Here is a 21,271-nt window from a genome sequence, read left to right on the forward strand (position 1 = left end):
TCGCTATGGTAGCAGCTTAGCACCTCGCTTGGCCTTCACTTACCGCAGGCGTACGCGGCCAACAGGCCGTTGAACAGTTGATTCAGATGCATGGCGCAGGCTCCAAGGGGTAATGAGCCGATCATAGGCGGGTGGCCGAACATTGGCTGGTAGATTGTGTTGATCAGTCTGATAGCCTAAAGTTGTATACAATCTGTTGATTCAGATCATAAGAATTTAAGCCTGCTTGAGGCACCCTTGTCGCAATACGCGTTTATTAAACCCTGCCTTGGAGATTCACATGTTTGCCAAACTCGTTGCTGTTTCCCTGCTGACTCTGGCGAGCGGCCAGTTGCTTGCTGCAGAGTGCAAGGTCACCGTCGACTCCACTGATCAAATGTCCTTTAACACCAAGGCCATTGAAATCGACAAGAGCTGCAAGACGTTCACCGTTGAGCTGACCCACTCCGGCAGCTTGCCGAAAAACGTCATGGGCCATAACTGGGTACTGAGCTCCGCCGCCGACATGCCTGGCATTGCCAGCGACGGCATGGCCGCCGGTATCGACAAGAGCTACCTGAAAGACGGCGACACCCGCATCATCGCCCACACCAAGATCATCGGTGCCGGCGAGAAAGATTCCGTGACCTTCGACGTGTCGAAACTGGCAGCGGGTACGGATTACGCGTTCTTCTGCTCGTTCCCAGGCCACATCTCGATGATGAAAGGCACTGTGACCGTCAAATAAGACCGCGTTATCGTTCTTCGCGAGCAAGCCCGCTCCCACACTTGACCGAGTTCCAATATGAGAATGCGGTCGAATGTGGGAGCGGGCTTGCTCGCGAAAGCGGTCTGACACTCAACACAAAACTATCTGGGTCACCTCACGGCGCGAATGGCATGACCCGCTTGTGCTCGGTCTTGCGATACGTGTCGCAAATGATCCTGAACGCTTCCTCGCGCACTGGCTCGCCATGCAGGAACGCATCGATCTCGGCGTAGGTCACGCCATGTGACGCTTCGTCCGGCTTGCCCGGCGACAGGTCTTCAAGGTCCGCAGTCGGGATCTTCTCGACCAATGACTCCGGCGCCCCAAAGTGCCGGGCAATCGCGCGTACCTGGTTCTTCACCAACCCACTCAACGGCGCCAGGTCGCAGGCACCATCACCAAACTTGGTGAAAAAGCCCATCACCGCTTCCGCTGCATGGTCGGTGCCAATTACCAGGCCACCGGCCGCGCCGGCGATGGTGTACTGCGCCACCATGCGCATGCGCGCCTTGGTGTTGCCCAGCACGAAATCGCGCGACACCGCCGCCTTGCCTTCAAACGCCGCCACTTCATTGGCCAGGGATTTCACCGCCGGGCCGATGTTCACGGTGTGGCGCTCGTCCGGTTCGATGAAGTCCACCGAGGCCTGGGCGTCGATTTCGTCGAACTGGGTTTCGTAGGGCAGGCGCACCGCGATAAAACGGTAGGCATCGTCACCGCTGCTGGCGCGCAGTTCCTGCATCGCGCGTTGGGCCAACAGGCCTGCGGTCAGGGAGTCGACGCCGCCGCTGATGCCGAGTACCAAGGTCTTGAGCCCGGAATTGCGCAGGCAAGCCTGGATAAAAGCCACACGGCGGGCCACTTCGGCCTCAAGGGCGGCTTGGTCGCTGAACGGTGCTTGGACCTTGAGCTGCTGCGCAATCTCACGCTGTACGGCTTGCATGATTCACTCCTTGCCAGGTAGGGCAGGTACTTTGAAAACGTGGCGCAAATAGGCGACGAAATTTGGGTCGGTGCAGTGGGTCTTGCCCGCTTCATCGGAGATCTTCGCGACGGGCTGGCCATTGCAGGCCGTCATTTTAAGCACGATGCTCATCGGCTCGACACCTGGAATATCACAGGTCAGGTTGGTGCCGATGCCAAAGCTCACATTAATGCGGCCACGCAGTGCGCGGAAAATTTCCAGGGCCTTGGGCAGCGACAGGCTGTCGGAGAACACCAGCGTCTTGCTCATCGGCTCGATACCGAGCTTGTGGTAGTGCGCGATGGCTTTTTCTGCCCACTGCACCGGGTCGCCGGAGTCATGGCGCAGGCCGTCGAAGAGCTTGGCGAAGTACAAGTCGAAGTCGCCAAGGAAGGCGTCGGTGGTGATGCAGTCGGTCAGGGCGATGCCCAGCAGGCCACGGTATTCGCGAACCCAGCAGTCGAGCGCGGCGATTTGGCTGTCGATCAGGCGCGGGCCGAGTTGCTGGTGGGCCATGATCCATTCGTGGGCCATGGTGCCCAGCGGCTTCATATCGAATTCGCGGGCCAGGTGCACGTTGCTGGTGCCGACAAAACGGCCGGGGAAGTCGTGCTTGAGCACGCTTACTACTTCTTCCTGCACCCGGTACGAGAAGCGCCGGCGCGTGCCGAAGTCGGCCACTTGCAGCTCCGACAGCTCGTCGCTGCTGGCATTCGCCGTCAGCCAGTCGAACTTGCGGTACAGCTGCTCGCGGGCCTGTTCGAGGATCACGGTTTGGTAGCGGTAGCGGTTACGCACTTCGCTGACGATGGCCAGCATCGGCACTTCAAACAGGATCACATGCAGCCACGGCCCGCGCAGGCGGATAAACAGCTCGCCGTTCTCGATGCCGGTTTGCACATAGCGCAGGTTGAAGCGAAACAGCCCGAGGAAGCGCAGAAAGTCCGGTTTCATAAAGCTGATGCGCTCCAGGAAACCCAGTTGGTCCGGGCTCAGGCTCAGCTCGGCGAGGCGCTCGATCTGGTAGCGGATTTCCGCCAGGTACGGGCGCAGGTCTTCGCTGTTACGGCATCGAAACTCCCATTCAACTTCCACGTTCGGGTAGTTGTGCAGCACCGCCTGCATCATGGTCAGCTTGTAGAAGTCGGTGTCGAGCAGGTTCTGCACGATGCGATCGGCAAACACACTCTCGCTCATAACGGGAATCTCCAGACGGGTCGGCGATGGGCGCCGACCTTTACGCACTATTAAGGAATGGCGCTAGTGGCGCATAGACCTGTGGGGTTTTGCCAGCGTTTTTTCATCTTGGGATCTTTGTTGTGGCCACTGGCGCCTTCGCGAGCAAGCCCGCTCCCACATTTGGAATGCATTTTAAATGTGGGAGCGGGCTTGCTCGCGAAGGCGGCATGTCAGGCGACGGGGCTCAAACAGGTTCAACTTGCTCCATCATCCACTTCACAAAGTCCCGCACCTTGGGCACTTCCGCCGAATGCTCCGGATACGCCAGGTAATACGCATCCTGGCTCGGCAATGCATGCTGCCAAGGAATCACCAGCTTGCCGTCCGCCAGTTCTTCTTCCACCAGAAACCTCGGCAGCAGCGCAACACCACAGCCCACCTGCGCCGCGCGGATGCACATATAAAAGGTGTCGAAACGCGGCCCGTGGTAGCTGTGCTCAGTGTGGAAACCCTGGCTGGCGAACCAGTCATGCCAGCCCTGCGGCCGCGAGGCGTTTTGCAGCAGCACCAGGTCGCTGAGTTGCGTGGGGTCGGTGAATGGCTGCGTGGGCAGGCTTTCCGGTGCACATACCGGTACAAGCTCTTCGCTGAACAGTTTCAGGCTCTCGGTGCCGGGGCGTGAACCCTGGCCGAAATAGAAGGCCATGTCGGCCTTGCCTTGCAGCAGCTCGTCGGGCTCCTGCTCATTGCACAGGTCCAAATGGATTTGCGGGTGACGCAGGCGCCAGCCTTTAAGGCGCGGCACCAGCCAGCGCGCGCCGAAGGTGTAGGGCGTGGACACGCGCAGCACTTCGGTCTCGCCGCCGTAGGAGCGCAGGTAGTGGGTGGACATCTCCACCTGCGTGAGGATTTTTCTCACCTCCACCAAATACAAATCGCCGGCTGGGGTCATCTGCAAGCGGCGGCGCACGCGGCGAAACAGCAGGTGTTGCAGCAACTCTTCCAACTGCGCCACCTGTTTGCTCACGGCACTCTGCGTGAGGTTCAGTTCCTCGGCGGCGCGGGTGAAGCTCAGGTGGCGGGTGGCGGCTTCGAAACACTGCAGGGCGGTGATCGAGGGCAAATGTCTTTTGTTCAGCACGGCACGCCTCTTTTTATTCTTTGCATGAATAAACGGAATGATATCTCGCCTAATCGTCGTTTGTTGGCAAGTCTTGGGCCAGCTACAAATAAGGCCTGGATCGCCGTGTCTGTGGCGGCGCGAATTTTCTGTTTGAGATTGAAGGAGTGACCCATGGTTGCCGCATTGCTTGATCGTCTCGGGGTGAACCCGGCGCTGTACCAATCGGGGAAACAACCCGTGCATTCGCCGATCGATGGCAGCCGTATCGGCAGTGTGCACTGGGAAGGTGCCGCCGAGGTGGAGCAGCAGGTCAGTCGCGCCGAGCATGCATTCGACGCCTGGCGCAAGGTGCCGGCACCGCGCCGTGGCGAGCTGGTGCGCCAGTTCGGCGATGTGCTGCGCGAATACAAGGCCGACCTCGGCGAGCTGGTGTCGTGGGAAGCCGGCAAGATCACCCAGGAAGGCCTGGGCGAAGTGCAGGAAATGATCGACATCTGCGACTTCGCCGTCGGCCTGTCTCGCCAGTTGTACGGCCTGACCATCGCCTCCGAGCGCCCGGGCCACCACATGCGTGAAACCTGGCACCCGCTGGGCGTGGTCGGCGTGATCAGCGCCTTCAACTTCCCGGTGGCCGTGTGGGCGTGGAACACCACGCTGGCGCTGGTGTGCGGCAATGCGGTGATCTGGAAGCCGTCGGAAAAGACCCCGCTCACCGCCCTGGCCTGCCAGGCGCTGTTCGAGCGCGTTCTGAAAAACTTCAAGGACGCCCCTCAATACCTGAGCCAAGTGATCATCGGCGGCCGTGACGCTGGCGCTGCACTGGTGGACGACCCGCGCGTGGCGCTGATCAGCGCCACCGGCAGCACCCGCATGGGCCGCGAAGTGGCGCCCAAAGTCGCCGCGCGTTTCGCCCGCAGCATCCTCGAACTGGGCGGCAACAACGCGATGATCCTCGGCCCAAGTGCCGACCTGGACATGGCCGTACGCGCCATCCTGTTCAGCGCCGTCGGCACTGCCGGCCAGCGTTGCACCACCTTGCGCCGCCTGATCGCCCATGAGTCGGTCAAGGAAGAAATCGTCACCCGCCTCAAGGCTGCCTATGCCAAGGTGCGCATCGGCCACCCGCTGGAAGGCAACCTGATCGGCCCGCTGATCGACAAACACGGCTTCGAAAACATGCAGGACGCCCTGGAACAAGCCTTGAGCGAAGGCGGCAAGGTGTTCGGCGGCAAGCGTCAGTTGGAAGACAAATTCCCGAATGCCTACTACGTGTCGCCGGCGATTGTGGAAATGCCCGAGCAAAGCGACGTGGTGTGCACCGAAACCTTCGCGCCGATTCTATATGTGATCGGCTACACCGACTTCGCCGAAGCCCTGCGCCTGAACAACGCCGTGCCGCAAGGCTTGTCGTCGTGCATCTTCACTACCGATGTGCGTGAAGCCGAGCAGTTCATGTCGGCGGTGGGCAGTGACTGCGGCATTGCCAACGTCAACATCGGCCCGAGCGGCGCGGAAATCGGCGGCGCGTTTGGCGGTGAGAAAGAAACCGGCGGCGGGCGTGAATCGGGTTCGGATGCGTGGCGCGGGTATATGCGGCGCCAGACCAATACCGTGAACTATTCGCTTGAATTGCCGCTGGCGCAGGGTATTACCTTCGACTAAATCCCTGTCGAAACGCGGTTAAAAATGTGGGAGCGGGCTTGTTGTGGCGAGCAAGCTTGCTTGCGCTGGGGTGCGAAGCGCCCCCAAAAAGCCGGCTCCAGCTTCGCTGTCGAACGGGAGCAAGCTCCCTCGCCACAGCAAGCCCGCTCCCACATTTGACCTCATTTGCAGTTCGGAAAAGTGGTTTGTTAGGTCTCATCGGAGTCTGGCAATGGCATTACGCGAAGCATGTTTGTGGGAACAACTCACCCCTGGCCGGCCGGATCGCGCCGCGCTCAAAGGCGAGGTCAAGGTCGATGTGTGCGTGATCGGTGCCGGGATAACCGGCTTGTCGGCGGCCATCCACTTGCTGGAGCAAGGCAAAAGCGTCGCCGTACTGGAGGCCCATCGCACCGGCCATGGCGGTTCGGGCCGTAACGTGGGGCTGGTCAACGCCGGCATGTGGATCCCACCCGACGAGATTGAAGCCGGCTTCGGCGAGGCGGTGGGCAGTCAGCTCAACCGCATGTTGGGCGCGGCACCGTCGTTGGTGTTCAGCCTGATCGACAAATACAACATCGATTGCCAATTGCGCCGCGAGGGCACCTTGCACATGGCGCATAACGCCCGTGGCGAGGCGGATTTGCGCAGTCGTGAAGAACAATGGAAGCGCCGTGGCGCGCCGGTTGAGTTGCTGACCGGCCAGGCGTGCGAGCAAGCCACGGGCACCCAAAAGATTGCCGCGGCCTTGCTGGATAGACGCGCCGGCACGCTGAACCCGATGGGCTACACCAGTGGCTTGGCCAATGCGGCGGTCGGCTTGGGTGGGCAGTTGTTTGACCATTCGCCGGTCACCCAGCTTGAGCGCCAGGGCTCAAACTGGTCGGTGCAAACCGCGCAGGGCTCGGTGCAGGCTGCACAAGTGGTGATCGCCTCCAATGCCTACACCGAAGGTGAATGGACCGAGCTGCGGCGCAATTTCTTCCCAGGCTTCTACTACCAGGTTGCGTCGGCTCCGCTGACGGATGACGCCGCCAAACAGATCCTGCCAGGCGGGCAGGGCTCGTGGGACACACGCCAGGTACTCAGCAGCATCCGCCGTGACGCCGAGGGCCGCCTGTTGCTCGGCAGCCTGGGCAACGGTAACCAAAAACCGGCGTGGTTCCTCAAGGCGTGGGCTGATCGGGTGCAGCAGCATTACTTCCCGTACCTCAAATCGGTGCAGTGGGAATGCACCTGGACCGGCTGCATCGCCTTCACGCCCGATCACTTGATGCGCCTGTTCGAACCTGCCCCGGGCCTGGTGGCGGTGACGGGGTACAACGGGCGTGGTGTGACCACCGGTAGCGTTGTCGGCAAGGCATTTGCCGATTATCTGTGTCACCGCAATCCCCAGGCCTTGCCGATTCCCTTTGCACCGATGCAACCGCTGGCCGGGGTGGGGCTGCGCAGTTGCTTATATGAAGCCGGATTCTCGCTGTATCACGCGGGCCAATGCCTGCGGATCGTGATCTGATCAGCGAAATACCCGGCAAAAGCCTGCATTTTCTTAGCAGGCTACCCATCTGTATTGGTGCAAGTCGTAGCAATCACGCACTGTAAATGTGCAGTTCCGTTACGCACATTGTTACAGCTGCAGGAACGGTCGTTTATCCGTCAGGTTGCAGGTGCGACCTGTCAGGGTTGTACTTTTTGGATCCATTGGTTGCACCTCTCGATGCTAGACGGTTGCACGTCCTGGCAAAAGGAGTCGAAACGCCTGTAATAACAATGACACCGTGTCTTTTTGAAGAATAAAAAAGTAATGGCACGCGCCTTGCTCTGGGCTTTCCCGTGAAAGTTCGTCGTGAATTCGTAGTGCCAATAAACAAAAACCTCGGAGCACCACTCATGTCCCAGACGTTTTACAAGAAAGGCTTTCTGGCCCTCGCCGTTGCAACGGCGTTGGGTGTTTCTGCGTTTGTTCAAGCTGATGTGAAAATTGGCGTAGCGGGGCCGATGACTGGCGCCAACGCAGCTTTCGGTGAGCAGTACATGAAGGGTGCCCAAGCGGCGGCCGATGTGATCAACAAGGCCGGCGGCATCAACGGCGAGCAGATCAAACTGGTGGCCGGCGACGACGCCTGTGAGCCCAAGCAGGCTGTAGCGGTAGCCAACCGCCTGGCAGACCAGGACAAAGTGATCGGCGTGGTCGGGCACTTCTGCTCGTCCAACACCATTCCGGCCTCCGAGGTATACGACGAAGCCGGCATCATCATGATCACCCCGGGTTCCACCAACCCACAGGTGACCGAGCGTGGCCTGGGCGCCGTGTTCCGTATGTGTGGGCGTGACGACCAGCAAGGTATCGTCGCTGGCGACTACATTGTCGACGTGCTCAAGGGCAAAAAAGTCGCGGTTATCAACGACAAGGACACCTACGGCAAGGGCCTGGCTGACGCCACCGCTCAGCAGTTGACCAAGCGCGGCGTCAAGCCCGTGCTGGAAGAAGGCCTGACCCGCGGCGAGAAAGACTTCAGTGCCCTGGTCACCAAAATCCGCTCCACCGGCGCCGACGTCGTGTACTTCGGCGGCCTGCACCCGGAAGCCGGCCCACTGGTTCGCCAGATTCGTGAAGCGGGCCTCAAAGACGTCAAGTTCATGTCCGATGACGGCGTGGTTACCGACGAATTGGTCGCCACTGCGGGCGGCAAGCAGTATGTGGATGGCGTTTACATGACCTTCGGCGCCGACCCGCGCCTGCTGCCAGACAGCAAGACCGTCGTGGAAGAGTTCCGCAAAAATGGCACCGAGCCTGAAGGCTACACCCTGTACGCCTATGCCTCGATCCAGGCCCTGGCTGCCGGCTTCAACGGCGCCAAGTCCAACAAAGGCGAAGACGCCGCCAAGTGGCTCAAGGCTCACCCGGTGAAAACCGTCATGGGCGAAAAAGCCTGGGACGGCAAGGGCGACCTGAAAGTCTCCGACTATGTGGTTTACCAGTGGGACAAAGACGGTAAGTACCACCAGCTGGAAAAGCAGAAGTAAGCACAAGCACCACGGAACCAATGTGGGAGCGGGCTTGTTGTGGCGAGGGAGCTTGCTCCCGCTGGAGTGCGTAGCACTCCCAAACCGTCCACCGAGTTACACCTGATGTATCTCGATCGCCCAGTTTGGGGCTGCTTCGCAGCCCAGCGGGAGCAAGCTCCCTCGCCACAAAAGCCGCTCCCACAGGGGGACTGTGTCGTGATCGAGATCTGTCTTTTCCTCCAGAAGCGCCGCACACCCACTGGTGTGCAGGTGCTCACCGCGTGAGATTGCGTTATGGATGGTATTTTCCTGCAGCAACTGGTCAACGGCCTGACCCTCGGGTCGGTCTATGGCCTGATCGCCATCGGCTACACAATGGTCTATGGCATCATTGGCATGATCAACTTCGCCCACGGCGAGGTTTATATGATTTCCGCTTACCTCGCGGCGATCAGTCTGGCACTGCTGGCTTACTTCGGCATCGAATCCTTCCCGCTGCTCATTCTCGGCACTTTGGTATTCACCGTGGTCGTCACTGGCGTTTACGGTTGGGTCATTGAGCGTGTCGCCTACAAACCGCTGCGTAACTCCACCCGACTGGCACCGCTGATCAGCGCCATCGGTATCTCCCTGATCCTGCAGAACTACGCGCAGATCGCCCAGGGTGCGAAACAACAAGGTATTCCTACGCTGCTGGCCGGCGCCTGGCGTGTCGATATTGGCACCGGGTTCGTTCAGTTGACGTACACCAAGGTCTTCATTCTGGTCGCCGCCTTTGCGGGCATGGCCCTGCTGACCTACATCATCAAGTACACCAAGCTCGGCCGCATGTGCCGCGCAACCCAGCAAGACCGCAAGATGGCCTCGATCCTCGGCATCAACACCGACCGCGTGATCTCCTACGTGTTTGTCATCGGTGCCGCGATGGCCGCCCTGGCCGGCGTGCTGATCACCCTCAATTACGGCACCTTCGACTTCTATGCCGGCTTTATCATCGGCATCAAGGCATTTACCGCAGCGGTACTCGGCGGCATCGGTTCCCTGCCTGGGGCCATGCTCGGCGGGATCATCCTGGGTATCTCCGAGTCGCTGTTCTCGGGGTTGATCAACTCTGACTACAAAGACGTGTTCAGTTTCTCCCTGCTGGTGGTGATTCTGATTTTCCGTCCTCAGGGCCTGCTTGGTCGTCCGCTCGTGGCGAAGGTGTAAACATGTCTGCTGCCAAATCTATCGATATCAAGAAAAGTGTGGTCGATACGGTCCTCGCCGGGCTGATTTCATTGATCGTGTTCGGTCCGATCGTCGGCGTGGTCCTCGACGGCTACAGCTTCAACCTGCAACCGGCACGCGTGGCCGTGCTGGTCGCCATCGTCATGGCCGGGCGCTTTGCCCTCAGCCTGTTCCTGCAAACCCCCAAGGGCCTGAAGATTCTGCAGGGTTTCGAGAGCAGTGGCTCCGGCGTGCACGTGTTGCCGCCGGACTACAAATCACGCCTGCGCTGGATCATTCCGGCACTGATCGTGATTGCCATCGTGTTCCCGATCTTTGCCAACAAGTACTTGCTGACGGTGGTCATCCTCGGGTTGATCTACGTGTTGCTCGGCCTGGGTTTGAACATCGTGGTCGGCCTGGCCGGCTTGCTCGACCTGGGTTACGTGGCGTTCTACGCCATCGGCGCCTACGGCCTGGCGCTGGGTTATCAATACCTCGGTCTGGGCTTCTGGAGCGTGCTGCCGCTGGCGGCCATCGCTGCCGCGCTAGCGGGGTGCATACTCGGCTTCCCGGTGCTACGAATGCACGGTGACTATTTGGCCATCGTGACCCTGGGCTTCGGTGAAATCATTCGCCTGGTGCTGAACAACTGGCTGTCGTTTACCGGTGGCCCGAACGGCATGCCGGTGCCTTCGCCGACCTTCCTGGGCATTGAGTTCGGGCGTAAAGCCAAGGAGGGTGGGATTCCGTTCCACGAGTTCTTCGGCATCGATTACAACCCCAACATCAAGTTCATGTTCATCTACATCGTGCTGTTCCTGGTGGTGCTGGCCGTGCTGTACATCAAGCACCGCCTGACCCGCATGCCGGTCGGCCGCGCCTGGGAAGCCCTGCGCGAAGATGAAATCGCCTGCCGTTCCATGGGCCTGAACCACGTGCTGGTCAAGCTTTCGGCGTTCACCATCGGCGCGTCCACGGCCGGTCTGGCTGGGGTGTTCTTTGCCAGCTACCAGGGCTTCGTCAACCCGTCGTCGTTTACCTTCTTCGAATCGGCGCTGATCCTGGCCATCGTGGTATTGGGCGGCATGGGCTCGACGGTCGGCGTGGTGATTGCGGCGTTCGTATTGACCGTTGCGCCGGAACTGCTGCGCAGCTTCTCCGAATACCGCGTGCTGCTGTTTGGCGTGCTGATGGTGGTGATGATGATCTGGCGACCGCGCGGCCTGATCCGGATCAGCCGCACCGGTGTGACCCCACGTAAAGGAGTGGCGCCATGAGCAAGGAAGTCGTCCTTTCTGTGGAACACCTGATGATGCACTTCGGTGGCATCAAGGCCTTGAGCGATGTGAGCCTCAAGGTCGAACGCAACTCGATCTTCGCTTTGATCGGCCCCAACGGCGCCGGCAAGACCACGGTGTTCAACTGCCTCACCGGCTTCTACAAAGCCAGTGGCGGCAAGATCGAACTCAACGTGCGGGGCAAGCAGACCAACGTGATCCAGCTGCTCGGTGAGCGTTTCAAGGCGGTGGACTTCGTCTCGCCGAAAAGCTTCCTCAGCCGCGTGTACTACAAGATGTTCGGCGGCACCCATTTGGTAAACCGCGCAGGCTTGGCGCGGACCTTCCAGAACATTCGCCTGTTCAAGGAAATGTCGGTGCTGGAAAACCTGCTGGTGGCCCAACATATGTGGGTCAACCGCAACATGCTTGCGGGCATCCTCAACACCAAGGGCTACCGCAAAGCCGAAAGCGATGCGCTCGACCACGCCTTCTACTGGCTCGAAGTGGTCGACCTGGTGGACTGCGCCAACCGCCTCGCCGGTGAGCTTTCCTACGGCCAGCAGCGCCGCCTGGAAATTGCCCGCGCCATGTGCACCCGGCCGCAGATCATCTGCCTGGACGAACCGGCGGCGGGCCTCAACCCGCAGGAAACCGAAGCGCTCAGCGCGATGATTCGCCTGCTGCGCGACGAACACGACCTCACGGTGGTGCTGATCGAACACGACATGGGCATGGTGATGAGTATTTCCGACCACATCGTGGTGCTCGATCACGGCAACGTGATCGCCGAAGGCGGCCCGGATGCGATCCGCAACGACCCGAAAGTGATTGCCGCCTACCTGGGCGCAGACGAAGAGGAGCTGGTATGAGTGCACCTATCCTCGAAATGAAGGACCTGGACGTGTTCTACGGACCGATCCAGGCCCTGAAAAAAGTCTCGCTGCACATCAACGAGGGCGAAACCGTGAGCCTGATCGGCTCCAACGGCGCGGGTAAATCCACGCTGTTGATGTCGATCTTTGGCCAGCCACGGGCCGAGTCGGGGCAGATTCTCTACAACGGCGTCGACATTACCCACAAGTCGTCCCACTACATCGCCTCCAACGGCATTGCGCAGTCGCCGGAAGGGCGGCGGGTGTTCCCCGACATGACCGTCGAGGAAAACCTGCTGATGGGCACTATCCCCATTGGTGACAAATTCGCCCAGGAAGACATGCAGCGCATGTTCGAGCTGTTCCCGCGGCTCAAGGAGCGGCGCACTCAGCGCGCCATGACGATGTCCGGCGGTGAGCAGCAAATGCTCGCCATCGCCCGCGCGCTGATGAGCCGGCCCAAGCTATTGCTGCTGGACGAGCCGAGCCTGGGCCTGGCGCCGATTGTGGTGAAGCAGATCTTCTCCACCTTGCGTGAACTGGCGGCCACTGGCATGACCATCTTCCTGGTGGAGCAAAACGCCAACCATGCGCTGCGCTTGTCGGACCGTGCTTATGTGATGGTTAACGGCGAGATACGCCTGACGGGCACCGGTAAAGAGCTGTTAGTGAACGAAGAGGTGCGCAACGCCTACCTCGGCGGGCACTGATCTAAACCTTGGCGCAAGTCCCCTGTGGGAACCGGCTTTATGTGGGAGCTGGCTTGCCTGCGATGCGAACACCTCGGTCTGTCAGGCAAACCGAGGTGATGCTATCGCGGGCAAGCCCGGCTCCCACATAAAGCGGGTTCCCACATTTGTTTTTCGGTGTTTTCAGCACCTTCGGCAAATTGTGGAAAACAAATCCAGCCACCCTCTAAAGCGCGACATATAGCCGCCGCAAATCCCTGTTTTGTCACAGTTTTGACTTGTCCCCATTCGCTGTGGAACCGGCTGTGGGTAACGTGGGAGTATCTGGCTGAAAGCCTTTAACCGCGTGGCCTGTAGCGTGGTGGTTGTTTTATGATCAGCGGGTTTTTCGTGACCACACAAGGGTTTTGTCAACCTGTTTAAAGACACAGGTATATGACTGAAATATGTCTGTCCAGCCTGTGGATAAGTCTGTGACTAAACTCTGGAAAGACGGCCGCAGAGGCCGGAATGACTGGCCTGGAGCCATCGTTCGGATTTTCCCTCTGGACATAGGCGTACATACGGCCAGCGCAAGGTCAAGCAAAAAACTTTATAAAACCGCCTGCAGGCCTTGTACACAGCGGCTTTTGGCTTTTTGCACTTGCCCCCAAAGACTGTGGGCGCAGTTGTGGATAACCTGCGCGCATATGGCTGCAGGCCACGGTTTACAAGGCTTTGCCTGGCATGGTTAAAAAGTGATCGACTGTGTGTGAAGGTTGGTGCTTAGCGGTTGCCGCAATCGCGGCGTAAGGGCATTCTGCTGGCTGATTTTTTCCCCGATGCCCGCAAGGAGAACACCATGTCCGACACGCTATTTATTACTGGCGCCACCTCAGGGTTCGGCGAAGCCTGCGCTCGTCGTTTTGCCGACGCCGGTTGGAAACTGGTGCTCACTGGCCGTCGTGCTGATCGCCTGAATGCCTTGGTCGAAGAGCTTTCCAAGCAGACCGAAGTGCACGGCCTGGTTGTGGACGTGCGTGATCGCAAGGGCATGGAAGACGCCATCGCCAACCTGCCGCCGTCGTTTGCCACATTGCGCGGGCTGATCAACAACGCCGGCCTGGCTGTGGGTACGGACCCTGCGCCCAAGTGCAGCCTTGATGATTGGGAAACCATGGTCGACACCAACATCAAAGGCCTGCTGACCACCACCAGCCTGCTGTTGCCGCGCCTTATCGCACACGGCCGTGGTGCCGGCATCATCAACCTCGGCTCTATCGCCGGCAGCTACCCGTACCCGGGCAGCCACGTGTATGGCGGCTCCAAGGCATTCGTGAAGCAGTTCTCGCTGAACCTGCGCTGCGACCTGCAAGGCACCGGCGTGCGTGTGACCAACATCGAGCCTGGCCTGTGTGAAAGCGAGTTCTCGCTGGTGCGCTTCGGCGGTGACCAGGCGCGCTACGACGCCACCTACGCCGGTGCTGAGCCGATCCAGCCGCAGGACATTGCCGACACCATCTTCTGGGTGCTGAACACCCCCGCGCACGTGAACATCAACCGGTTGGAGCTGATGCCGGTGAGCCAGACCTGGGCCGGGTTTGCGATTGAGCGTGGCGCTAAAGCTTAAAACAGATCGCTTCTGTGGCGAGGGAGCTTGCTCCCGCTGGGTCGCGCAGCGGCCCCAAAATCTGGGGAGCGCTACGCACTCCAGCGGGAGCAAGCTCCCTCGCCACAGGGTTGCCCAACAGCCTTTAGTAGGCGGCAAATCGGCCAAAAACACGGCATAAGGTACACTCCCCTCCTGAAAACCCCTCCGCACTGTGCGGTTTAAGGGTTTTGACAGGAGGAAATGTGAGTAACCGAGGTGAGCAGGCACTGCTCAAACAATCGACCATCCTGATGTTCGCCGTGGCGATCGCCGGGATTGTCACGGGTGTGATTTCTGGCGCCCAATCCATTCTATTCGACGGCTTTTTCTCGCTGATCGCCACCGCCATCAAGGTGTTGATGCTGATCACGGCCAAGCTGATCGCCAAGAAAAGCAACGAGCGCTTCCAGTTCGGCTATTGGCACCTGGAGCCGATGGTGCTGCTGATCGAAGGCAGCTTTTTGCTGCTGATCGCCATCTACGCGTTTCTCAACGGCGTGTTCGGCATTATCAATGGCGGGCGTGAAATCGAGTTGGGGCTGGTGATCATTTATGCGGCGGTGTTTACCGTGGTCGAGTTCGCCTATTTCTTCTACGTGCGCTATCGCAACCGCACGCTGAAATCGTCGTTGATCCAGTTCGACAACATCAGTTGGCTGGTGGACGCGATGCTGTCGGTGGGCTTGCTGATCAGCTTTCTCGCTGCGCTGCTGCTCAAGTCCCAGGGGTATGGCGAGTGGGCGGTGTATGTCGACCCGTTGATCCTGATCCTGCTGGCCCTGAGCATGCTGGCGCCAGCGTTCAAGATCTTGCGCCCGGCATTGCGCGAGGTGCTGGGGATTGCCCCGGACCACTTGGACGACAAGGTGCGCGAAGTAATGGATGCGGCCCAGGCCAAGCATGGCTTCGACGACTACGTGTCCTACGTGCAAAAGCACGGGCGGGCGCGGTTTATCGAGATTCATGTGGTGTTGCCGGCGAACTACCCGGTGGGTAACGTCGCCACCCTCGATGGGCTGCGCGAAGAGATATCCACAGGTCTTGGCACGCCGGATGCGGCGCGTTGGCTGACGATCAGCTTTACCGGGGATCGCAAGTGGATTGCGTGAAGGTCAGGTAGACCGAGGTGAGGCTTTCGCGAGCAAGCCCGCTCCCACATTCGACCGCATTCCAATGGTAGGACGCAGTTAAATGTGGGAGCGGGCTTGCTCGCGAAGAGGCCCTAAAGGTCAGCCCAAATACTGGATCAAACCCTGATAACAGGTCGCCAAGTGATACGGCGTGGTCGACGGCATATCCCGTCGGCTCACGGCGCCCTTGGCGTCCAGGCATTCATGCCAGCCTTTCTCATGCAAAAAGTGCTGTTGCAGCGCCAGCAATTGGCGTTGCAACACTGCCTCGCTGCCAGGTCGCAAGGTCAGCGCGCGCAGGTATTCGGCCTGGGCCCAGATCCGTTGTGTGCCATCGCGCACCGTGCCGTCCAGGGCGAGCATGCCGCTGACCGCGCCGCTCGATTTATCCACACCCTTAAGCTCGGCGTAGGCAAATGCCCGCGTCAACGAGGCATGCAGCGGCGTGTCGCGCAGTACGGCTGAGGAATCGAGCAAAAAGAACCATTCGAACTGGTGGCCCGGCTCGAACCAGTTATCCACAGCACCCAGCGGTTTTTCCATCATCACGCCGTGCTGGCGGTCGATGAAGCGCTTCTGCATCGCGGTGGCGAGGTCCAGCAGCGCGTCCTGTGTGACGGCGTCTTCACGCACGGCCAGCGTGGCGAGGAAGCCTTCTGCCAGGTGCATCAGCGGGTTTTGCAGCGGGCCGGACTTGAGGGATGACCAATTGCGTTCCACGACCGCGTCGTACAGGCCGTCGCCGGTGGCGAAACGTTCGGCAACCACGGCCAGGGCCGCATCGAGCACCGATTCCACCAACGGCTCGCGCACCTTGGCCCAGTAGTGGGCGCAGGCAAAGATGATGAAGGCGTGGGTGTAAAGGTCTTTGCGCTTATCCAGCGGCTTGCCGTGGGCGTCGATGCTGTAGAACCAGCCGCCGTGCTCGGCGTCATGGAAGTGTCGTTGCAGGGAACGGAACAGCGCCGCTGCACGCTCTTCGGCGAAGGCTGCGCCCGGCGTGCCGATCAGGCTGGCGAACAGGTACAACTGCCGGGCACAGGCCATGGCGCGGTAGCGTTTTGGGGGCAACGGGCGATGATCGGCGTCCAGCGCCTCATAGGGCAACGCCAGCTCGGCATTCCAGCCCGGGCCCTGCCAAAGCGGCACGATCAGGTCATGGAAGTGCGTGAGCACGGCATTCAACGAAGGCTGGGAGGCGGAACTTGGAGCGATGGGCATCGGCTGGCGTCGTCACGGCAGGGGTGTAGGCGCGCATGGTAGCAGGCTGATCGTTCCCACGCTCTGCGTGGGAATGCATTTTGTGACGCTCTGCGTCGTGCTTTGGGACGCGGAGCGTCCTGGGCGGCATTCCCACGCAGAGCGTGGGAACGATCAAGGTCAGCCCGCCAGCAACCAAACCCCAGTTGCCGCCGAAGCTGCCCCAGCCACCCGCACCAACGGCGCAGCCGCGGCCGGCAGAAAACGCACCACCGCATACCCGGCAGCATGCAACGCCGCCGTCGCACCCACAAAACCAGCGGCATACGCCCACGGGCTGGACATGTCCGGCAGCTCCAGGCCATGTGCAACCCCGTGGAACAGCGCAAACAAGGCGGTGGCACCGACGGCCACGAACAGCGGCGGCCGCACTGCCAGCGCCACCGCCAGGCCCAGCGCCAACACCGACGCAGCAATCCCGCTTTCAAGCGCCGGCAATTGCAGGCCTTCAAAACCCAGCAGGCCGCCAATCAGCATGGTGCCGACAAAGGCGCAAGGCAGTGCCCATCGCGCGTTGCCTTTTTGTTGCGCGGCCCACAGGCCGACCGCGACCATCGCCAGTAAGTGATCGATACCGCCCAGAGGGTGGCTGATACCGGCGACCAACCCGTTATCGCCATGCCCGGGGTGAGCGAAGGCGAGGGCCGGGGCGAGCAGCAGCGCGGCGGTTGCGAGAAGTTTGTTAAGGCCCATGAACAGGCTCCTTTCAAGGTGAGATCAGGCTGCAGTGAGCAAGCCCTGACGTTCGATAAAGGCGACGATTTCATCCAGGCCGACGCCGGTTTTTTGGTTGCTGAACACAAAGGGCTTGCCGTTGCGCATGCGCGTGGTGTCGCTGTTCATCAATTCCAGCGAGGCGCCCACCAGCGGGGCCAGGTCGATCTTGTTGATCACCAGCAAGTCGGATTTGCAAATACCGGGCCCGCCTTTGCGCGGCAGCTTGTCGCCGGCCGACACATCGATCACGTAGATGGTCAGGTCCGACAGTTCAGGGCTGAAGGTTGCCGACAGGTTGTCGCCACCGGACTCCACCAGGATCAGGTCCAGGCCGGGGAAGCGGCGGTTGAGTTGGTCGACGGCTTCGAGGTTGATCGAGGCGTCTTCACGAATCGCCGTGTGTGGGCAGCCACCGGTTTCCACGCCGATAATGCGCTCGGGCGCCAGGGCCTGGTTGCGCACCAGGAAGTCGGCGTCTTCGCGGGTGTAGATGTCGTTGGTCACCACCGCCAGGTTGTAGCGATCGCGCAAGGCCAGGCACAGCGCCAAGGTCAGGGCCGTCTTGCCGGAGCCCACCGGGCCGCCGATACCGACACGCAAAGGTTGTGTATTCATGTGTTTCTCCAAAATAAAAGGCCCTAGCTACGGAACAGGCGGCTGTACTGGCGCTCGTGGGCCATGCACGCCAGGGACAGGCCGAAGGCGGCGCTGCCAAAATGGTGGGGGTCGATGCGGCCGGCGTCCTGCTGGGCTTGTTGCAGCAACGGCAGCAGTTCGCTGGTCAGGCGCTGGGCGGCTTGCTGGCCCAACGGCAAGGTTTTCATTAGCACGGCCAGTTGGTTTTCCAGCCAGCTCCACAGCCAGGCGGCGAGGGCATCGTCAGGGCTGATGTGCCAGGCGCGCGCTGCCAGGGCCCAGCCCAGGGCCAGGTGCGGTTCGGCGCAGTGCTCCAGAAACGCACGTGCGGCGGCGTCCAGTTCCGGCAAGCCATTGAGCAGCTGTTGCAGGGAGTAGCCCATCTGCCGGCTTTCCTGATACAGCTCGCGGGTCTCGCGGCTGGCGCGATGTTCTTCGCACAATTGCGCCAGTTGCGGCCAGTTTTCCTCCGCGGCCGCACGACAATGGGCGAGCAGCAATGGCGCTTCGAAGCGCGCAAGGTTGAGCAGCAACTGGTCGCTGACCCAGCGTCGGGCACTGGCGGCATCCTTGACGCGGCCATTCTCCACGGCCATTTCCAGGCCTTGGGAATAGCTGTAGCCACCAATCGGCAATTGCGGACTGGCCAGACGCAACAGCGCCCAGGCTGGGTTCATAGACGTACGCCGAACTGATGCAGCTTGGGCGGGTAGTTGAAGTCTTCATCACCATGGCGTGAATGGTGATGGCCACCGCCATAGGCGCCGTGTTCCGGTTGGAACGGGGCTTCGATGGTTTCGGTGTGCGCGCCCAGCTGTTCGAGCATGGCCTTGAGCACGTAGTCGTCCAGCAGGCGCAGCCAGCCGTCGCCAACTTGCAGAGCCACATGGCGGTTGCCAAGGTGATAGGCCGCGCGGGTCAGTTCAAACGCGTTGCTGCAGGTGACGTGCAGCAGGTGTTCAGGGCGAGCGACCACGCGTACGACGCGTCCGTCTTCAGCCTGTAGGCATTCGCCATCGTGCAACGGCGGCTGGCCGCGCTCCAGAAACAGGCCGACGTCTTCACCGTCGGCACTGAAACAGCGCAGCCGGCTTTTGCTGCGTGCTTCGAAGTTCAGCAGCAGTTCAGCGGCCCAGAGGGCTTGGGGGGCGATTCGGCGGTGGATCACCAGCATCAGGAGGCTTCCAGCTATGAGCGATAAAAGAGCTAGAGCAAGGGGCTTGCCAACCGCACGCGCGAATGGGAAATCGCTGTAGGTAAGCATGGAGATGCCACCGAATAGGGCGTCAGCCGATTCCTACGATGCATCTAAATGGTGCGTGATTGAATTTATAGCACCGGATGTGGGCGTTTTGCGTTGAGTTTTACTGAGTGCCGCATGAATTTTCTTTCATCTGATTCTTACTGGATTTTTTCTCGGAAGCGTCTTACGCATCACCAGGATTCGGCTTTCAAAAAGTTACGTTCGGTTTCATTACGATGTGCGCCGTCTTTAATTCACAGCGACGCCGACCATGTTCAAAGTATTTTTGTATGCAGTCATTGTCAGTCTCTCCTACGGCGTCATACCGGCGTCAGCCAATTTAAAGCCGTCTGCCCCCTTCAGTTCTGCTGCCTCCATCGACAACGTGATTGATCGTGCCCATCAGTTGCTCGGCACGCCTTACAACGGACGTGGAGGCACGGTAGATCAAGGGTTTGATTGCAGCGGCTTCCTCGTCTATCTGTTCAAGACCGAAGCCAATATCCGCTTGCCGCGCACCACCACGCAGATGCATCGCTCAAGCGCCGCGACCGTCCCGCGAGAGGCACTCATGCCCGGCGATGCGGTGTTTTTCAAGGGTAATGGGAGCGGCCAGGTCAGCCATGTCGGCCTTTATGTGGGCAAAGGCAAATTCATTCACTCGCCCAGCACCGGCAAGCGCGTTCGAATTGATTCGCTGAATAGCAAATACTGGAAAAAAAACTACACCAGCGCCAAACGCTTCCACCCGCAGGGCTGATCGGCTTACTCGGTGCTGCCCAGGCCTTGCCAATGCTTGAGGCCGATAAAGATAAAGCGCAATTGCTGGGTGATTTTCGCCTGGGGCGTGAGATGGGCGGGCAGGGCTTGGGCTGGCGGGTCGATGATGTCGGGCAGGGTGGCGAACACGCTCTTGACGATCAGGTCGGCCATTACGTGCAGGCCTTCGGCATCCAGGTGCTGGAGTTTGGGCATCAGCGTGAGGTCGGCCGCCAAGTCACTGGTAATGTCTTCGCGCAGGGCGCCGATGGCTTGGCGCACGGCCAGGCAGCCACCGTATTGTTCGCGGGCCAGGAACAGGAATTGTGAACGGTTGGCCGAGACCACATCCAGAAAGATCCGCACGGACGCATCAATGATGCCGCCCATCACGAATTCGTTGTGGCGCACCAGCCGAATCGTGGCGCGAAAGGTCTGGCCAACTTCGCTGACCAAGACGAGCCCAAGCTGGTCCATGTCGTCAAAATGGCGATAGAACCCGGTAGGCACAATGCCGGCGGTCTTGGCCACTTCGCGCAGGCTCAGGCTGCCGAACCCACGGCCACACTCCATCAGATGGCGGGCTGCGTCCATCAAGGCGAGGCGGGTCTGTTGCTTCTGTTCGGCGCGGGGCAGCATCGGCGGGCGGGCTTAGTCGGCAAGTACAGCGACGCACTCTAGCAAAACCGCTTCGCTGGCGTCGAACTTGGTGGTGTGGGCGGTGATGTGGTTTCTATAAAAAAGCAAAAGCCCGATCGGTCGATCGGGCTTTTTTCTCGGCCACCACGGGCTTAGCTCTGTGCTTGATGCAGTTCTTGCAGACGGTCAGCACCGCCTTCGGCAATACCTTGGGTGTAAGCGCGGTCGTTGGCTTGTTCAGCACCGCCTTCTACCAGGCCTTTTTGTTCCAGGCGATCACGGCCACCTTCGGCAACACCTTCGGTGTAGGCGCGTTTGTTGGCGTGTTCCGAGCCATTTTCTGCAACAGCGCCTTTGGCGTAGTCACGGTTTTCGTCTTCTTGCGAACCGCTGCGAGCCAGGGTCTGGCTGGATTGAACGGCTTGGGCTTTGTTCTGTGGGGTAGCTTGTTCAGCGGCTGGCAGGGCAAAAGCACTGGAAGCCAGGACAGACAGCAGAACGGTAGCGAGTAATTGGCGTTTCATGATGGTTGCTCCTTAG

The 21,271-nt window shown here is 60.2% G+C and carries 21 protein-coding genes; 11 read left to right on the plus strand and 10 right to left on the minus strand.

Features of this window, described 5'->3' with window-relative positions; genetic code table 11:
* Positions 1-280 precede the first annotated feature (280 nt).
* Positions 281-727, plus strand: a complete 447-nt coding sequence (gene azu / locus ACA065_RS02765) for an azurin (protein WP_497693210.1) — start codon at positions 281-283, stop codon at positions 725-727.
* A 136-nt stretch (positions 728-863) separates the two neighbouring features.
* Here the strand turns inward: azu and nadE are convergent, their stop codons facing one another.
* The 3 genes from nadE to ACA065_RS02780 all read right to left on the minus strand — a co-directional run bounded on the left by nadE (position 864) and on the right by ACA065_RS02780 (position 4,032).
* Positions 864-1,691, minus strand: a complete 828-nt coding sequence (nadE, locus tag ACA065_RS02770) for an NAD(+) synthase (protein WP_497693211.1) — start codon at positions 1,689-1,691, stop codon at positions 864-866.
* A 3-nt stretch (positions 1,692-1,694) separates the two neighbouring features.
* Entirely contained in the window at positions 1,695-2,909 is a 1,215-nt protein-coding gene (gene pncB / locus ACA065_RS02775) for a nicotinate phosphoribosyltransferase (protein WP_497693212.1), read from the minus strand.
* A gap of 226 nt (positions 2,910-3,135) precedes the next feature.
* A complete protein-coding gene (locus tag ACA065_RS02780; RefSeq protein WP_497693213.1) occupies positions 3,136-4,032 on the minus strand; it encodes a LysR family transcriptional regulator in 897 nt (298 codons plus the stop codon).
* A 153-nt stretch (positions 4,033-4,185) separates the two neighbouring features.
* On the opposite strand from ACA065_RS02780, the gene amaB reads away from it, so the two are divergent.
* From amaB to ACA065_RS02825, 9 genes are all read left to right on the plus strand, one after another.
* Positions 4,186-5,676 (plus strand): L-piperidine-6-carboxylate dehydrogenase, encoded by a 1,491-nt coding sequence (gene amaB, locus ACA065_RS02785; protein WP_497693214.1) that lies wholly within the window; start codon positions 4,186-4,188, stop codon positions 5,674-5,676.
* A gap of 211 nt (positions 5,677-5,887) precedes the next feature.
* Positions 5,888-7,171 (plus strand): L-pipecolate oxidase, encoded by a 1,284-nt coding sequence (gene amaA, locus ACA065_RS02790; RefSeq protein ID WP_497693215.1) that lies wholly within the window; start codon positions 5,888-5,890, stop codon positions 7,169-7,171.
* A 374-nt stretch (positions 7,172-7,545) separates the two neighbouring features.
* Positions 7,546-8,682 (plus strand): branched-chain amino acid ABC transporter substrate-binding protein, encoded by a 1,137-nt coding sequence (locus tag ACA065_RS02795; protein WP_497693216.1) that lies wholly within the window; start codon positions 7,546-7,548, stop codon positions 8,680-8,682.
* A 276-nt stretch (positions 8,683-8,958) separates the two neighbouring features.
* Positions 8,959-9,873, plus strand: a complete 915-nt coding sequence (locus tag ACA065_RS02800) for an ABC transporter permease subunit (RefSeq protein ID WP_048727385.1) — start codon at positions 8,959-8,961, stop codon at positions 9,871-9,873.
* Positions 9,874-9,875: 2 nt separating this feature from the next.
* Positions 9,876-11,153, plus strand: a complete 1,278-nt coding sequence (livM, locus tag ACA065_RS02805) for a high-affinity branched-chain amino acid ABC transporter permease LivM (RefSeq protein WP_497693217.1) — start codon at positions 9,876-9,878, stop codon at positions 11,151-11,153.
* A complete protein-coding gene (locus tag ACA065_RS02810; protein ID WP_177017380.1) occupies positions 11,150-12,025 on the plus strand; it encodes an ABC transporter ATP-binding protein in 876 nt (291 codons plus the stop codon). Before livM ends, ACA065_RS02810 begins: the two co-directional genes overlap by 4 nt.
* Positions 12,022-12,738, plus strand: a complete 717-nt coding sequence (locus ACA065_RS02815; protein WP_200432001.1) for an ABC transporter ATP-binding protein — start codon at positions 12,022-12,024, stop codon at positions 12,736-12,738. Before ACA065_RS02810 ends, ACA065_RS02815 begins: the two co-directional genes overlap by 4 nt.
* Positions 12,739-13,558: 820 nt before the next feature.
* Complete coding sequence (locus ACA065_RS02820) at positions 13,559-14,326, plus strand: SDR family oxidoreductase (protein ID WP_497693218.1); 768 nt, start codon at positions 13,559-13,561, stop codon at positions 14,324-14,326.
* A gap of 224 nt (positions 14,327-14,550) precedes the next feature.
* Complete coding sequence (locus ACA065_RS02825; protein ID WP_497693219.1) at positions 14,551-15,456, plus strand: cation diffusion facilitator family transporter; 906 nt, start codon at positions 14,551-14,553, stop codon at positions 15,454-15,456.
* 120 nt (positions 15,457-15,576) lie between these two features.
* Here the strand turns inward: ACA065_RS02825 and ACA065_RS02830 are convergent, their stop codons facing one another.
* The 5 genes from ACA065_RS02830 to ureE all read right to left on the minus strand — a co-directional run bounded on the left by ACA065_RS02830 (position 15,577) and on the right by ureE (position 19,264).
* Positions 15,577-16,698 carry an AGE family epimerase/isomerase gene (locus ACA065_RS02830; protein WP_497693220.1) on the minus strand — a complete coding sequence of 374 codons (1,122 nt, stop codon included), beginning with the start codon at positions 16,696-16,698 and terminating at the stop codon, positions 15,577-15,579.
* A gap of 159 nt (positions 16,699-16,857) precedes the next feature.
* Positions 16,858-17,430, minus strand: a complete 573-nt coding sequence (locus ACA065_RS02835) for a HupE/UreJ family protein (RefSeq protein WP_497693221.1) — start codon at positions 17,428-17,430, stop codon at positions 16,858-16,860.
* A 24-nt stretch (positions 17,431-17,454) separates the two neighbouring features.
* Positions 17,455-18,069, minus strand: coding sequence for an urease accessory protein UreG (ureG, locus tag ACA065_RS02840; protein WP_028615537.1), 615 nt, complete (start codon positions 18,067-18,069; stop codon positions 17,455-17,457).
* A 23-nt stretch (positions 18,070-18,092) separates the two neighbouring features.
* On the minus strand, positions 18,093-18,767 hold the full coding sequence (locus ACA065_RS02845; RefSeq protein ID WP_497693222.1) for an urease accessory protein UreF: 675 nt from the start codon (positions 18,765-18,767) through the stop codon (positions 18,093-18,095).
* Entirely contained in the window at positions 18,764-19,264 is a 501-nt protein-coding gene (gene ureE / locus ACA065_RS02850) for an urease accessory protein UreE (RefSeq protein WP_497693223.1), read from the minus strand. Before ureE ends, ACA065_RS02845 begins: the two co-directional genes overlap by 4 nt.
* Before the next feature lie 340 nt (positions 19,265-19,604).
* Here ureE and ACA065_RS02855 point away from each other — a divergent pair, with 340 nt between their 5' ends.
* Positions 19,605-20,093 (plus strand): C40 family peptidase, encoded by a 489-nt coding sequence (locus ACA065_RS02855; RefSeq protein ID WP_497693224.1) that lies wholly within the window; start codon positions 19,605-19,607, stop codon positions 20,091-20,093.
* A 5-nt stretch (positions 20,094-20,098) separates the two neighbouring features.
* On the opposite strand, the gene ACA065_RS02860 is transcribed toward ACA065_RS02855, so the two are convergent.
* Both ACA065_RS02860 and ACA065_RS02865 read right to left on the minus strand, forming a co-directional pair.
* The gene (locus ACA065_RS02860; RefSeq protein WP_053254084.1) at positions 20,099-20,731 is read right to left on the minus strand and encodes a TetR family transcriptional regulator; all 633 of its coding nucleotides are present in this window, start codon (positions 20,729-20,731) and stop codon (positions 20,099-20,101) included.
* Between the two features lie 152 nt (positions 20,732-20,883).
* Positions 20,884-21,255 (minus strand): hypothetical protein, encoded by a 372-nt coding sequence (locus ACA065_RS02865; protein ID WP_497693225.1) that lies wholly within the window; start codon positions 21,253-21,255, stop codon positions 20,884-20,886.
* Positions 21,256-21,271 lie beyond the last annotated feature (16 nt).

The organism is Pseudomonas sp. LBUM1640, assembly GCF_059716225.1.